13 protein-coding genes are annotated in these 13,997 nt (G+C 52.0%); 9 read left to right on the top strand and 4 right to left on the bottom strand.

Annotated elements, in window-relative coordinates:
* A complete protein-coding gene (locus O1V65_RS12875; RefSeq protein WP_165428961.1) occupies positions 1–921 on the bottom strand; it encodes a LysR family transcriptional regulator in 921 nt (306 codons plus the stop codon).
* A 290-nt stretch (positions 922–1,211) separates the two neighbouring features.
* Between O1V65_RS12875 and pbpG the strand changes: the two genes are divergently transcribed.
* Entirely contained in the window at positions 1,212–2,153 is a 942-nt protein-coding gene (gene pbpG, locus O1V65_RS12870; protein WP_165428962.1) for a D-alanyl-D-alanine endopeptidase, read from the top strand.
* A 79-nt stretch (positions 2,154–2,232) separates the two neighbouring features.
* On the opposite strand, the gene O1V65_RS23215 is transcribed toward pbpG, so the two are convergent.
* Both O1V65_RS23215 and O1V65_RS12865 read right to left on the bottom strand, forming a co-directional pair.
* Positions 2,233–2,316, bottom strand: a complete 84-nt coding sequence (locus O1V65_RS23215) for a small membrane protein YohP (RefSeq protein WP_017346848.1) — start codon at positions 2,314–2,316, stop codon at positions 2,233–2,235.
* A 131-nt stretch (positions 2,317–2,447) separates the two neighbouring features.
* Positions 2,448–3,080: an aspartate/glutamate racemase family protein gene (locus tag O1V65_RS12865; protein WP_084911556.1), complete on the bottom strand. Its 633-nt coding sequence runs from the start codon at positions 3,078–3,080 to the stop codon at positions 2,448–2,450.
* Between the two features lie 436 nt (positions 3,081–3,516).
* Here O1V65_RS12865 and O1V65_RS12860 point away from each other — a divergent pair, with 436 nt between their 5' ends.
* The 4 genes from O1V65_RS12860 (at position 3,517) to O1V65_RS12845 (ending at position 8,169) form a co-directional block, all read left to right on the top strand.
* Positions 3,517–4,236, top strand: a complete 720-nt coding sequence (locus O1V65_RS12860) for a gluconate 2-dehydrogenase subunit 3 family protein (RefSeq protein ID WP_269129772.1) — start codon at positions 3,517–3,519, stop codon at positions 4,234–4,236.
* Between the two features lie 45 nt (positions 4,237–4,281).
* Positions 4,282–6,054, top strand: a complete 1,773-nt coding sequence (locus tag O1V65_RS12855) for a GMC family oxidoreductase (protein ID WP_017493650.1) — start codon at positions 4,282–4,284, stop codon at positions 6,052–6,054.
* Between the two features lie 2 nt (positions 6,055–6,056).
* Positions 6,057–7,367 (top strand): c-type cytochrome, encoded by a 1,311-nt coding sequence (locus O1V65_RS12850; RefSeq protein WP_084911554.1) that lies wholly within the window; start codon positions 6,057–6,059, stop codon positions 7,365–7,367.
* Between the two features lie 211 nt (positions 7,368–7,578).
* Positions 7,579–8,169: a Yip1 family protein gene (locus O1V65_RS12845; protein WP_017493648.1), complete on the top strand. Its 591-nt coding sequence runs from the start codon at positions 7,579–7,581 to the stop codon at positions 8,167–8,169.
* Positions 8,170–8,277: 108 nt separating this feature from the next.
* Here the strand turns inward: O1V65_RS12845 and dld are convergent, their stop codons facing one another.
* Positions 8,278–9,996 (bottom strand): D-lactate dehydrogenase, encoded by a 1,719-nt coding sequence (gene dld, locus O1V65_RS12840; RefSeq protein WP_017493647.1) that lies wholly within the window; start codon positions 9,994–9,996, stop codon positions 8,278–8,280.
* A gap of 198 nt (positions 9,997–10,194) precedes the next feature.
* Between dld and phnC the strand changes: the two genes are divergently transcribed.
* The 4 genes from phnC (at position 10,195) to phnE (O1V65_RS12820) (ending at position 13,979) form a co-directional block, all read left to right on the top strand.
* Positions 10,195–11,031, top strand: coding sequence for a phosphonate ABC transporter ATP-binding protein (gene phnC, locus O1V65_RS12835; protein ID WP_026110766.1), 837 nt, complete (start codon positions 10,195–10,197; stop codon positions 11,029–11,031).
* A gap of 129 nt (positions 11,032–11,160) precedes the next feature.
* Entirely contained in the window at positions 11,161–12,093 is a 933-nt protein-coding gene (gene phnD / locus O1V65_RS12830) for a phosphonate ABC transporter substrate-binding protein (protein ID WP_017493645.1), read from the top strand.
* Between the two features lie 99 nt (positions 12,094–12,192).
* Entirely contained in the window at positions 12,193–13,056 is an 864-nt protein-coding gene (gene phnE / locus O1V65_RS12825; RefSeq protein WP_026110765.1) for a phosphonate ABC transporter, permease protein PhnE, read from the top strand.
* Positions 13,056–13,979 carry a phosphonate ABC transporter, permease protein PhnE gene (phnE, locus tag O1V65_RS12820; RefSeq protein ID WP_017493643.1) on the top strand — a complete coding sequence of 308 codons (924 nt, stop codon included), beginning with the start codon at positions 13,056–13,058 and terminating at the stop codon, positions 13,977–13,979. The genes phnE (O1V65_RS12825) and phnE (O1V65_RS12820) overlap by 1 nt, the downstream gene beginning before the upstream one ends.
* The last annotated feature ends 18 nt before the right edge of the window (positions 13,980–13,997 follow it).

Raw genomic sequence — 13,997 nt, 5'->3', positions numbered from 1 at the left:
TCAGGAAATCAGTCCTTGTCCGCTGAGTCCTTCATATTCCAGTAGCCAGCGTTTGAACAGGCGGGTGGCGCGATTTTCGTGACGGTGCTGCGGCGTAATCAGGTAAAATCCTCCGCCCTGATGCGCTGAGGCAGCGCAGGCTCGCACCAGACTTCCCTGCCTGAGCGGGCGGTCGATGATACGCTTCCACGCCAGCGCAATGCCCGCTCCTTGAATCGCCAGTTCGATAAGCGGCGGATAGTGGTTGATGCGCAGCGTGTTACTCAGGTTTATTGGCGGCAGGCCGTTCAGCTCCAGCCATTCTGGCCAGCCAATCCACTGACGCTGTGCGTCCTCCAGCACCAGCAGCGTTTCGCTTAGCAGCTCCTGCGGCGTAAACCCGTTGCGCCCTGCCAAATATTCCGGTGAGCAGACCGGAAACATCTCCTCGTCGAACAGACGGATAGTATCAAAGTGAATGATATTGCTCTGTTTGAGGTAATACATGCCCACGTCAAATTCAAACCCGGATAGCGTGGTGATGCCGTCACGCATAATGAGATTGAAACGTATATCGGGGTAGGCTTTACGGAAGGCGGCAAGCCGCTGGGGGACCCAGAACTGGGCAATGCCCGACGAGCAGGCCAGGTTGATTTCGTTCTCCCCGGCGTGACGCATCACTTTGGCGGTGGCATCGGCGCATTCTTCGAGCAAATAGCGTACACGATGCAGGTAGCGTTCCCCGGCTGTGGTGAGCGTCAGCCCATTGTGATTCCGCAGGATCAGCGTGCGGCCAAGCGACTGCTCCAGCGTGGCAATCTGCCGACTGACGGCACTTTGTGTCAGATTGAGTTCTTCACCGGCACGCGTAAAACTGCCGAGTCGCACCGTGGCCTCGAAGGCAATCAGAGTATGCAAGGGAGGAAGGGGGGAAAGAGCCATATTCACTGTTCTTTTTATTGTGCAAACATGATGGCTACTATGAGCAAGATGATTTGAGCGGTCAATCTACCCTGACCTTCAGGGGCAGTGCTTTTTCTTATTGATAAGCCGCGATGAAAGTGTCCACTTACCCCCCAGCACAGAGCACACAAGGCAGCAATAATTCAGTTGTGACAGACTTTGTCACAAATCCCCGCAGTAAATCCGAGTGCGTAGAGAATTTTCCTCCCTTATAATTCGCCAGCAGTATTCGACGCTCCATTGATGACAACCTTTTTAAATACAGAGCAATGCATGTGAAAATCCGTCTTTTGGTATTGAGCTTTTTAGCCCTGAATGCAAGCATGATGATGCCTGTTGACGCCCTGGCTGCCAGCAAGTCTCAGCCGGTTGTCGCTCCCCTTGTTCAAATTGCTTCCGGCAGTGCCATGGTGGTCGATCTCAAGACCCATGAAGTGATTTATTCTCGCGATCCGGATCAGGTCAGGCCAATTGCCTCCCTGACCAAACTGATGACGGCGATGGTGACGCTTGACGCCAGGCAGCCGCTCGATGAGGTTATCTCGGTTGATATCCATAACACCCCCGAGATGCGCGGCGTGTTCTCCCGCGTAAAACTGAACAGTGAAATCACTCGCCGCCAGATGATTCAACTGGCGCTGATGTCCTCTGAAAACCGTGCTGCTGCGAGCCTTGCTGCACATTATCCTGGCGGCTACGACGCGTTTATCCGCGCCATGAACGCCAAGGCTAAAGAGCTGGGCATGACGCACACCCATTACGTCGAGCCGACGGGGCTGTCTATTCATAACGTCTCGACCGCCCGTGACTTGACTCGTCTATTGATGGCAACCCGCATGTATCCGCTGATTGGTGAACTGAGTACCACACAGGAGAAGACGGCGGTGTTTAGCCATCCGTCTTATGCTCTGCCGTTCAGAAATACCAACCATCTGATCATGAATCCGAAATGGAGCATTCAGGTGACCAAGACGGGCTATACCGATGAAGCGGGGCACTGCCTGGCAATGCGTACGGTCATCAATGGTAAACCGGTCACGCTGGTGGTGCTCGATGCTTTCGGTAAGTTCACCGCCTTCGCTGATGCCGCGCGCCTGCGTACGTGGATGGAAACTGGAAAAAGCGTGCCGGTGCCGCAGATTGCCAAGGTATATCGTAAGGAAAAGGATCAGCGCCGCACCGAACCTTCGGTTGAGCAGGCTACCGACTAGGCATTTTTGAGTCAGGAGCGCCTATCCGGCAAGACGCCGTGTCGGATAGGCTTTATCAGCGGTAAAAGATGAGGGGGCGTTAAAAGATCAGCTTAAATACGCCAGTGATGGTCAGCAGACCAACGATAAAGATAATGGCGATAATCCATAAAATAATTTTCATCGTTTCTCCTTAGGTAGGGTACATCGCAGAATAAGCATCGCTAACTCAATGATATCCTTTGTTCAAGTATAGCCCCTGTCTGAAAAAAATCCTTGGTAACCCCTATTTTCTGGTATTCCCCTGGCGCTTTTTTAGGCTGAAACAGCGGCTCTGAGTCCGCAAATCGGGCTGGTCAGCGGCGTGCCAAACTGGGTTAATTCTGCCGCACCTGCCATCGACGCCTGCGCCAATACCACGATGTCTGCACCCGCCTCATAGGCCTTATCAGCACTTGCCGCTATCTGCTGTAAATAGCCTGCGCCGTTACCCGCCTTAAACATGTCCCACGCCCCGGCGACCCATTCAAAGCGGACGTTGGCCTGTGCGTAGCCTTCTTGCTGTGAGAAAAGGTGTTCCGTGGGGCCTCGCGTCGTCTCTACGGCGTAGAGCACCGCAATTTCTTTTCCCTGCGCTAATGCGGTTTCTGCCAGCGCCTTGTCGACACGCAGAATAGGCACAGTCGAATTCAGCGCCGCGCGTTCTGCGGCAGCACCCAGCGTCGAACAGGTAAGCACGACGCTGTCGGCATCCTGACTGAGCGCCAAAAGATAATCAGCGGTGAGCTGACAGATTTCATCGGTCAGTCCACCGGCTTTTTCGCAGGCATCGAGTAAGTCAGATCTGACGTGGTGGGTAATAACCTCGGCGGGAACATTAATTTGAGCGGCGGCGGCGTTGAAAACGGCAATATTGCTTTCGGCGGTATGCAGGCAGTGAATGCGCACGGACTTCCCCTTGAAATAGACGTTTATGACATGGAATGACTATCACAAAGTTAAAGCATTTCTCCCGCTATCACTGGTTTTTTTGCCACTAAATGCTATCTATTTCTATAGGGCTTTAAGACCGCTTAAAGCAGATGTATTATCTGGTTCGTTTTATGACGCAGTGATTATAAGGTCTCTCGTTTAATCGCCGTTTAATTATGCGTGATTTGGTCAATGTTTAACCAATAAGCCTGTAAATAAATGTTATTTACTATGATCGTATAATTCTCTTTATATAAACATTTGATTTTAAAGTGTTTTAAAATGTACCGAATGGTACGAAATGCATTACTTTCATCTAACATCTCCGTATAATCTTCTTCACATTTTTTCGGGGCCCTTTTTCGGCTCCAGTCTCACTCGTCATGTAATGTGCGTAAACAGGAGAACTATCGTGAAACGCAGACATTTTCTGACCTCTCTCGGTGTGCTGTTAATCAGTACTGCTCTGAAGGTCAAAGCCAAAATCATCTCGGGCGGAATGCCGTGGGTTGTTCATGCCGTCAGGCCTCCAAAGCCTGTGGTTGCAGGGGACTGGCTGTACTTTAACCCGCTTGAGGTCGCGACGGTTGAAGCCATCGCTGACCGCCTTATTCCTGCCGATGAGTTGAGTATTGGTGGTAAAGAAGCCGGTTGTGCGGTGTTTCTTGACCGTCAGCTGGCGGGAGACTACGGCCAGGCAGTGAGCGTTTATCGCCTAGGTCCGGTAATTCAGGACGGTATCCCTCAGGCTGGTCCGCAGTATAAAGATACCCCAGCCGAGCGTTACCGCACGGGTCTGGCCTCAATCAATGAAGCGTCTAAAGCACACTACAGTGGCAAAACCTTCAGTGAACTGACCCACGAACAGCAGGACGATCTGCTGAGCAAAATCGAAACCGGCGATATTCCCCTGGCGGGTGTGAACGGCAAATTCTTCTTCGCACAGTTGATTCAAAACATGCGTGAAGGCTTCTTTGCCGATCCGATTTATGGCGGTAACAAAGATATGGCGAGCTGGAAAATGCTCGGTTTCCCGGGCGCACAGTATGACTTCCGAGACGTCATCGACCGCCGCGGTGAAGACCTGCACATCATCCCCGTTAGCATGGTTAGCAACTACGAAAAATCATAATAAGCCGGTCACCGAACGGGCAAAGATTCACCTGGAGACAATTTTATGAGCAAAAAAAGAGAGAAGGTCGATGCGGTAATCGTCGGCCTGGGTTGGGCGGGTTCGTTGATGGCCAACGAATTGACGCAGGCAGGGTTGAACGTTGTAGCGATTGAACGTGGTTCATGGCGCGATACCAGTACTGATTTCCCAACCACTATCGACACCGATGAGCTGCGTTTCATCAGCCGCCGCGCTATTTTGCAGCCGACCGCCGTTGAAACCATGACCTTCCGTAATAACCCGATTCAGCAGGCACTGCCGCTGCGTGAGTTCAATACCTATCAGTTTGGTATGAACGTCGGCGGTGCGGGTACGCACTGGAACGCCATGACCTGGCGCTTCCTGCCAAACGACTTCCAGACCTATACCAACACCGTTGAACGCTATGGTAAAGATAAATTCCTGGAAGGCATGCAGGTTCAGGACTGGGGCGTAACCTATAACGATCTGGAACCGTTCTACGACAAATTTGAACGTTTTGCCGGTACCTCAGGCAAGGCCGGTAACATCAAAGGCGAAAAAATTGACGGCGGTAACGTCTTCGAAGGTCCGCGCAGCCGTGACTATCCGCTGCCGCCGCTGAAGCGTACCCAACTGTCGATGATCTTCGACAAGGCAACGCGCGAAATGGGCCTGCACCCGTTCGCCGTTCCAGCCGGTAACACCTCAGGCGCGTACACCAACACCCTGGGCATCAACATGGCCCCTTGTACCTACTGCGGTTACTGTGAATTCTTCGGTTGCGGTAACTGGTCCAAGAGCAGCCCGAATGCCTGTATCCTGCCCGCCGTGATGCAGCGTCCTAACTTCTCGGTTATCACCGAGTCGGAAGTTCTGCGCGTTAATAAAGCGCCAGACGGCAAAACCGCAACCGGCGTTACCTTCATTGGTAGCGACGGCGTCGAGTGGGAACAGCCTGCCGATATCGTCGTCATCTCCGCGTATCAGTTCGATAACGTGCGTCTGATGCTGCTGTCCGGCATTGGCCAGCCTTACGACCACAAAACCGGTGAAGGTGTTGTTGGCCGTAACTATGCCTACCAGACTATTTCTGGCGCGGGCGTGTTCTTTGAGAACGAAAACCTGAACCCGTTTATCGGTGCAGGCGCGCTGGCTCAGGCGGTTGATGACTACAATAGCGACAACTTCGACCACACTAACCATGACTTCATCGGCGGTGGCGTTGCGCTGGTTCACTCAACCAACGGTCGTCCGATCACCCTGTCAGGCGCCGTACCTCCAGGCACGCCGAAGTGGGGCGCGAAGTGGAAGCAGGCAGCCAAAGACAGCTACCAGAACTACAACTCGGTCTACGTGATGGGCAACAGCTATCCACACCGCGATGTGTTCCTGGACCTGGATCCAGAATACAAGGACCGTCACGGCCAACCGCTGCTGCGCGTCACCTTCGACTGGATCGAAAACGACAAGCGTTCAGGTAAATTCATGGCTGACCGTTCTGTTGAAATTGGTCACGCAATGGGCGCAAAAACCGTTGTTCGTCAGGAACCTACCGCAGCACCGTTCTCTCCGATGGACAACCTGTCATCGCACACCACCGGTGGCGCATGTATGGGTGATGATCCTAAGACCAGTGCCGTTAACCGCTACCTGCAAAGCTGGGACGTGCATAACGTCTTCGTTTGTGGCGCATCGGCATTTGCCAACAACGGCGGCTACAACCCGACGGGTACCGTGGGGGCGCTGACCCTTTGGGCGGCTGAGGCAATCAAGACTCAGTATCTGAAATCTCCTGGTCCATTGGTGAGGGTGTAAGCATGGGCGTTAAGAAGACAATCGCTAGCGTTGTTGGCGTAGTTGCTGTCGTTGGCCTGGGTTTTGTCGGTTACAAAACCTGGCATAACTCGCACCAGACCTACACCTTCCAGGCTCCTGCCTCAACCGGAATGACCGGTAAAACGGCTATCGAACGCGGTCAATATCTGGCGCAGGCCGGTGACTGTGTGGCTTGTCACACTGCGCCGGGCGGTAAACCGTTCGCCGGTGGTCTTGGACTGGCGACGCCGTTTGGTACTATTTATGCCACTAACATTACGCCTGACAAAGACACCGGTATCGGTGGCTGGACCGATCAGCAGTTCATGGATGCGGTGCGTAACGGTAAAGGTATTCACGGTGAGAACCTGTATCCTGCAATGCCTTACAACGTCTATGCCAAAGTCAGCGATCAGGACCTGAAAGACCTGAAAGCGTATCTGGATAGCGTGCCGGCGGTGCATTACGACGGTCCTAAAACCAACCTGCCGTTCCCTTACAACATCCGTCTGATGATGTTTGGCTGGAATCTGCTGTTCCTGGATACCGCTCCGTTCAAGGCCGATCCTAAGCAGTCTGACGAGTGGAACCGTGGTGCTTATCTGGTTGAAGGTCTGGGTCACTGTACTTCATGTCACACGCCTAAAAACTTACTGGGTGCCGATGACTTCGGCGTTCATCTGCAGGGGGCTCAGCTTGAAGGCTGGCTGGCGCCTGAGATTACCGGCAACAAACGTCAGGGCGTTGGCGCATGGAGCAATGAGGAGCTGGTGGATTACCTGAAAACGGGTGCCAACGACAAAACTGTGGCTGCGGGCCCAATGGCTGAAGCGGTGCACAACTCTCTGCAACACATGAACAAGCAGGACCTGACGGCGATGGCCGTTTACCTGAAGAGCTTGCCGGGTAGCAAAGACGAGACCCAGACGCTGGTGAACTCGCAGGACGTCATGGCACGGGGTAAAGACATTTACCTGAGCAACTGTGCGGCGTGTCACCAGTCCAACGGTGAAGGCGTTCGCAGCATGGTGCCTGCTCTGAAAGGCAACAATGCGTTGCAGGCCTCTGAACCGACCAACGTACTGCACGTGCTGATGGTAGGCGCGCAGGGCGCGGCAACGGACAGCAATCCGACCAGCGCAGCAATGCCTGAGTTTGGCTGGAAACTGACCGACCAGCAGATGGCCGACGTGAGCACCTACGTCCGCAACAGCTGGGGTAACAGCGCACCAGAGGTTACGGCGGACCAGGCAGCGGCAGCGCGTAAACTGCTGTCAGGTGATGCAGCACTGCATAACCCTGCCACCAAGTAATTGTTTCAAGAGTCATGAAAGGCTCCCGACTGGGAGCCTTTTTTATGTGCGTTAACAAAACCTTTTCCACGACTCGCACCCTCGCTAACCCGAGCTATACTTGGTTATAAGGTCGCCACCTTTTTATCTCTGTCGCATTTGAGAATTTACAGAGCGAAAGGAATGACTTTTGGCCGCTGTGGGCGACTGCCAGCGAGCAAGGGGGTGTATCATGGTAAATCATGTCTGGGGACTGCTGTCACATCCAGGTCCTGAATTGCAACGCATTCAACGTGAACATGAAACTGTTTCTCACGTCTATTCTCATCATGTCCTGCTAATGGCGGCCATTCCTGTCGTGTGTTCCTTTATCGGTACTACACAGATAGGTTGGAATTTTGGTGATGGGCAGAACATGCAAATCACCCTGCTTACGGCAGCTTCTATCGCAGCCGCTTTCTACGTATTAATCCTTTGTGCCGTCGCGCTGATGGGCCGGATCATCTATTGGATGGCGCGCCGGTACGAAAGTCGACCCAGTCTAAACAGCTGTATCGTGTTTGCTGGCTATGTGGCAACGCCGATGTTCCTAAGTGGGATAGTCGCGCTGTATCCACTGGTGTGGCTGTGTCTGTTCGTCGGCCTGATAGGCCTGTGCTACAGCGGTTATCTGCTGTATCTGGGGATCCCTAATTTTCTCGAAATCGACCATCGGGAAGGTTTCCTGTTTTCCAGCTCCACGCTGGCGATGGGCGTGCTGGTGCTAGAACTTTTACTGGCACTGACGGTGATCATGTGGGGATATGGTTCTAAAATATTTTGATTGAGGCCAGGTTATTCCAGTTTCAAATGCAGTAACAGCAGTAATAGATGCCTTATACGCAGTACCCTAAATCCCCGCCGGATAGTTATCTTGCGGGGATTTATTTTTTTATGCCTGCCAGTTTTTCAGTTTGCTGGTTTTGCCAATGCCGGGGTTAAAGCTGTTGGTCGGGTCGGCCTGACGATAGAACTCCTGCAGGTGCGGTTTGGCGAAATACAGATGGCCAACGTTGTGCTCTGCCGGGTACTCGGCACCTTTGGCATCCAGAATCTCCAGCATCCGATGTTTAAGCGCTTTGCTATCGACGCCTTTTTTGACGATGTAATCCTGATGGAAAACGTGGCACATAAAGTGGCCGTAATACAGTTTTGCCACTAACTGCTGGTCAATGTCGGGCGGGAGCACTTCAAACCAGTCGCGATCGTTGCGTCGCAAGGCGATATCCAGCGCCAAAATATCTTCCACTTCTTTTTCATGCACGGCGTGATACCGCACCGCAGCACCGGCGGCCGCAAAACGATGCAGAAAAGCCTTTTTACCTTCATCCGCCGAGCAGACAAAAAAGTCGCCGTCTCTGTCGGCAAAGAAATGGGTCAGGAAGTTTTGCGCTTCCGCCACGCCATCCCCGGACATTTTCAACAGCAGATGATGTTCGTACCGATCGCGGTATTTCTTCATCCGTGGCGGAAGATGGTTGGGAAGGGCGCGGCTCAGGCACTGCATAACGCGGTCACTGAAATGTTTGGGCAGAAAGGGCACCTTACTGATTTTGGCGTCGAACTTACCTTTGGCGGTAAATATCTCAGGCATTTTGTCGGTGCCGAGTTTGTCGATCATCAAAAAGGTATCTTTGCCGTAGACCTCGGTAATATCAAAAATATCGCGATGCATATACTCACCGGCGACCGGCAGATTGTTGAACTCACCGAGTATGCTGCGGCGTAAATCGGTAAGCACGGCGGTGCTGTCCGTGCCGATATAAAACACCTGTTGTTGAGTTTCGGCCTCGAAGGTGTCGAGCCTCACGGCAAAAATGGCTAACTTACCGGCGCAGCCTGAAGCTTCATAAAGGCGGCGGCTGTCGGCGTTGAAGCGTGAAGGCGTGTCGGCATCGACGTCGCGCACTCGCTCGGCATAGTCGTGATCGGAGGCCAGTAGATCACCGTAATGAATATCGGCGGGGGTATAGTTCCCCTGCTCAAGACGGGTGAGGATCTCTTCCGGCGTCGCGCCGAGGTCAATGCCCAAATGGTTGATAAGGATTAGCTTTCCCTGCTCATCTCTCTGTGCATACAGCGCCAGCTCCGTATAGGCCGGGCCGCGTTTCACCAGCGATCCGCCCGAGTTGTTGCACACGCCGCCAATGACCGACGCGCCAATACAGGAAGAGCCAATCACCGAATGGGGCTCACGTCCCAGCGGTTTAAGGCGTTTCTCAAGCTCATACAGCGTGCTGCCGGGAAAACCGATCACCTGCTTACCGTCATCAAGCAGCTGAATGCCGTTGAGCTTCAAGGTGCTGAAGATAATGATATCGCGATCGTAATCTTCGCCGCTCGGCGTTGACCCCTCGGTCAAACCGGTATTCGCGGCCTGCATGATAACGATTTTGTCGGCCTCGACGCAGGCCTGTAGCAGCTGCCACTGCTGGAGCAAGGTCTGCGGAAAAACAACCGCCAGCGCCTTGCCGCCTCCGGAACGAAAGCCTTTGCGGTATCGTTCGGTCTGGCTTTCGGAGGTCAATACGTGACGACCTCCGACGATATTTTTGAGCCGCTCAATCAATGCGGCGTTGCTCTCTGGTGTGGACGGATGCTGAAGAGTCATTCTGCCTCCCTGTCGTTGTTTCGGCACATTTTTGCCGTTAGCTTGACTCTAATCATAGGCTTAATTGCTATTTAAGGTATTTAAGATACGTTTTATCAATGGAAGAAGGTCATCTTTCGTCCATTAAAACATCATCAATCTGTCATAGTTGTCGCGCTTAATGGACGTCAGAATCTGCACGTAACCGGAGACAGCATGATGGCGCAAGCTCAACTTAAGCTGGCACAGGCTGAATATCCTCAGGCCGAGCCACAGCATCAGAATAAAGTGTTAGACGTTAAAGGCCTGGTTAAATCTTATAAATCAGGCAGTCGTGTGCTTAATGATATTAATTTTGAACTCCACGCCGGTGAATTTGTTGCCGTGATTGGCCGCTCAGGCGCGGGAAAATCCACGCTGCTGCACGTGCTCAATGGCACTATTCCACTGAGTGAAGGCAGCGTGGTTTGCCACTATGACGGTGGTGAAAAACAGGAGCTGGCGGGCCTGACCGGCAAGGCATTACGCCGCTGGCGAGCGGGCTGTGGCATGATTTTTCAGGATTTCTGTCTGGTACCTCGTCTAGACGTCTTGACCAATGTGCTATTGGGACGCCTGAGCCAGACCTCAACCTTCAGGTCTTTCTTCAACCAGTTTGATGATGAAGATCGTGCGCGAGCGATCTCTCTGCTCGACTGGCTACACCTATTGCCCCATGCGCTACAGCGCGCCGAAAACCTGTCCGGTGGTCAGATGCAACGGGTAGCAATTTGTCGTGCCTTGATGCAGAACCCTAAAATTCTGCTGGCTGATGAACCTGTCGCCTCGCTAGATCCTAAAAACACCTTACGTATTATGAATGCGCTGAAAAAAGTCAGCGAAGATAACATCGCCGTCATGGTTAACCTGCACTCGGTTGAACTGGTTAAAGATTTCTGTACCCGAGTTATTGGTATTGCCCACGGTGAGATTATTTACGATGGACATCCAGACTATTTAACCGATTCGATTTTGCACCAACTGTATGGCGAAGAGAGTGAAGCGGTAAACGGTTAATGATTAACTGTTAACAATTAATAGTTGGCCGTCATTCTATTTGTCATGCCACGGATGGCATAACGTATTTGCTTTCACATTTATCTATTTCATTCTAATTTAATCAATCTACACAAGGGTTATTATTACATGAAGAAGCTATTACGTCTGGCGGTATTCGTTGCAGGGACCATGGCAGCAATGAATAGCATGGCCGCAGATGCACCAAAAGAGTTAAACCTGGGCATTCTCGGCGGTCAGAACGCCACACAGCAAATTGGCGATAACATGTGTGTAAAACAGTTCTTTGATAAAGAACTGAATGTAGATACAAAATTACGTAACTCTTCTGACTATTCTGGCGTTATTCAGGGGCTGTTGGGCGGGAAAGTTGATATGGTATTAAGCATGTCGCCTTCTTCCTTCGCGTCGGTCTATCTTAATAATCCGAAAGCCGTCAGCATCGAAGGTATTCTGGTTGATGACACCGATCAGTCACGCGGTTATCACTCGGTTGTTCTGGTTAAAGCCGACAGTAAATATAAAAAGCTGGAAGACCTGAAAGGCACCGCATTTGGTTTTGCGGACCCTGATTCCACCTCGGGCTATCTTATCCCTAACGCAGCCTTCAAGAAGATGTTTGGCGGGACTACCGACAACAGCTACAACCATTTCTTCTCGAGTACGACCTTCTCTGGCGGTCATGAACAGGATATTCTTGGCGTGCTGAACGGCCAGTTTGCTGGTGCTGTTGCTTGGTCATCGATGATTGGCGACCCGTCAACTGGCTATACCTCAGGCGCATTTGGTCGCATGATGCGTATGGACCACCCGGACCTGATGAAACAGATCCGTATCATCTGGGAGTCGCCGTTGATCCCTAATGGCCCAATCCTGGTGAGCAATTCGCTGCCTGCTGATTTCAAGGCAAAAGTTGTGGCGGCAATTAATAAGCTGGATAAAGATGATCACGCCTGCTTTATTAAAGCCGTCGGCGGTAAGCAGCATATTGGTCCGGCAACGCTGGCCGATTATCAGCAAATCATCGATATGAAAAAGGCATTGACTGAAGGCGGTCGTTAAACCTCAGACTCTCGACAACCACGCGCCATATTATTGGCGCGTTATTTTTATCAGGCAGTGCAGATTATTATCTCCGCCATCAACTGTGGAAGCCTTATTTTGAATACTGAATTTCATCATTATTACCAGCAAATACGCAGCAAGCAAAAAAGAGAGGCGTTAATTTGGTCTGGCTTGATGTTAGTCCTTTATTTATGGGCGGGGAGTATTTCTGAGCTTAATTTAAAAACGATATTCGTCAATGCGCCACACTTTTTTGACTATATTGGTCAAACGGTGCCCACTTTACATTGGCACGATCTGTTTGCCGACGGACATACCAAAGGTTCTCTGGCCTATTGGGGTTATCGTTTAAACATTCAGCTTCCATTGATTTGGGAAACTATTCAGCTGGCCTTTTCGTCGACCATTTTGTCAACCGTGCTCGCTGTCGTGCTGGCCTTTATTGCGGCCAATAATACCGATTCGCCGAAATGGCTAAAATTTAGCGTGCGTACCTTCGTGGCATTCCTGCGTACCATGCCCGAATTGGCGTGGGCGGTGATGTGCGTAATGGCGTTTGGCATCGGTGCTATCCCCGGTTTTATCGCCCTGACGCTGCATACCGTCGGTAGCCTGACCAAACTGTTTTATGAATCAATAGAGACTGCCTCGGACAAGCCGGTGCGCGGCTTAAAGGCGTGTGGCGCAGGACGCCTGCAAAGGATGCGTTTTGCTCTGTGGCCGCAGGTACAGCCCATTTTTCTCTCGTACAGCTTTATGCGCCTTGAAATTAACTTCCGCCAGTCGACCATTCTTGGTCTGGTAGGCGCGGGCGGGATAGGGCAGGAGCTGATGACATCAATCAAACTAGACCGCTATGACCAGGTCAGCATGACGCTGTTGCTGATTATTTTTGTGGTTTCCGTGATGGATTATGCCTCGGGCAAACTCCGTAAACGCGTTGTAGAGGGCACATTCTGATGCTTACCGATTCTTTGAGCGCCACTGAAGTTGCGAGCATTCGTCAGCAACATCGCCATCTTTTTGCGGCGCAGCGCCGGACCTTACGCGTGTTGGCCATTTCAGTTGCGGCTATCGTGCTTTATTACCTGGTGTTCTTCCATTTCTACGGTATCTCCGTGGGCCAGTTCACGCACGGCTGCGGTGAGATAGGGAAATACTTTTTGCGCATGTTCGTCTGGCAGAATTTCTCACAGTGGCCGCTGATGTATTACTTTACGCAGATAGCGATTACCTTGGCGATTGTGTTTGCCGGAACCGTAACCGCCACTATTCTAGCCCTACCGCTGTCATTTTTGGCGGCGCGCAATGTGATGTCCACGCCTTTCCTGCGCCCAATTTCACTGGTTGTGCGTCGCATTATGGACGTCTTGCGCGGACTGGACATGGCCATCTGGGGGCTGATTTTCGTCCGTGCCGTGGGGATGGGACCGCTGGCCGGCGCGCTGGCCATCATCATGCAAGATTTGGGTCTGTTGGGGAAACTCTATGCGGAGGGGCATGAAGCCGTAGAGCGTTCACCGAGCCGTGGACTGCGCGCGTTGGGGGCTAATCCGCTGCAAACCCACCGTTTTGGCATTTTCACCCAGTCGTTCCCGACCTTTTTGGCCCTCTCGCTTTATCAGATTGAATCAAACACCCGCTCTGCAGCAGTGTTGGGATTTGTCGGTGCGGGTGGGGTGGGTCTGGTCTACGCCGAAAATATGCGGCTGTGGAACTGGGACGTGGTGATGTTCATTACGATGATTCTGGTGGTGATCGTGATGGCAATGGACAAAATTTCGTCGATGTTACGCGCAAAATATATCATCGGTGATGAAATTGATTTGTATAAACCGGAACAAAATAAACGTCCGAAGATTGAGCTGTACCGTTCGGAATGAAAAACGCCCTCCCGAAGG

This window comes from Rouxiella badensis (genome assembly GCF_026967515.2).
Lineage (GTDB): Bacteria > Pseudomonadota > Gammaproteobacteria > Enterobacterales > Enterobacteriaceae > Rouxiella > Rouxiella badensis.
The sequence above is the reverse complement of the archived record's forward strand: the minus strand, read 5'-3'. Positions and strand labels throughout refer to the sequence as shown.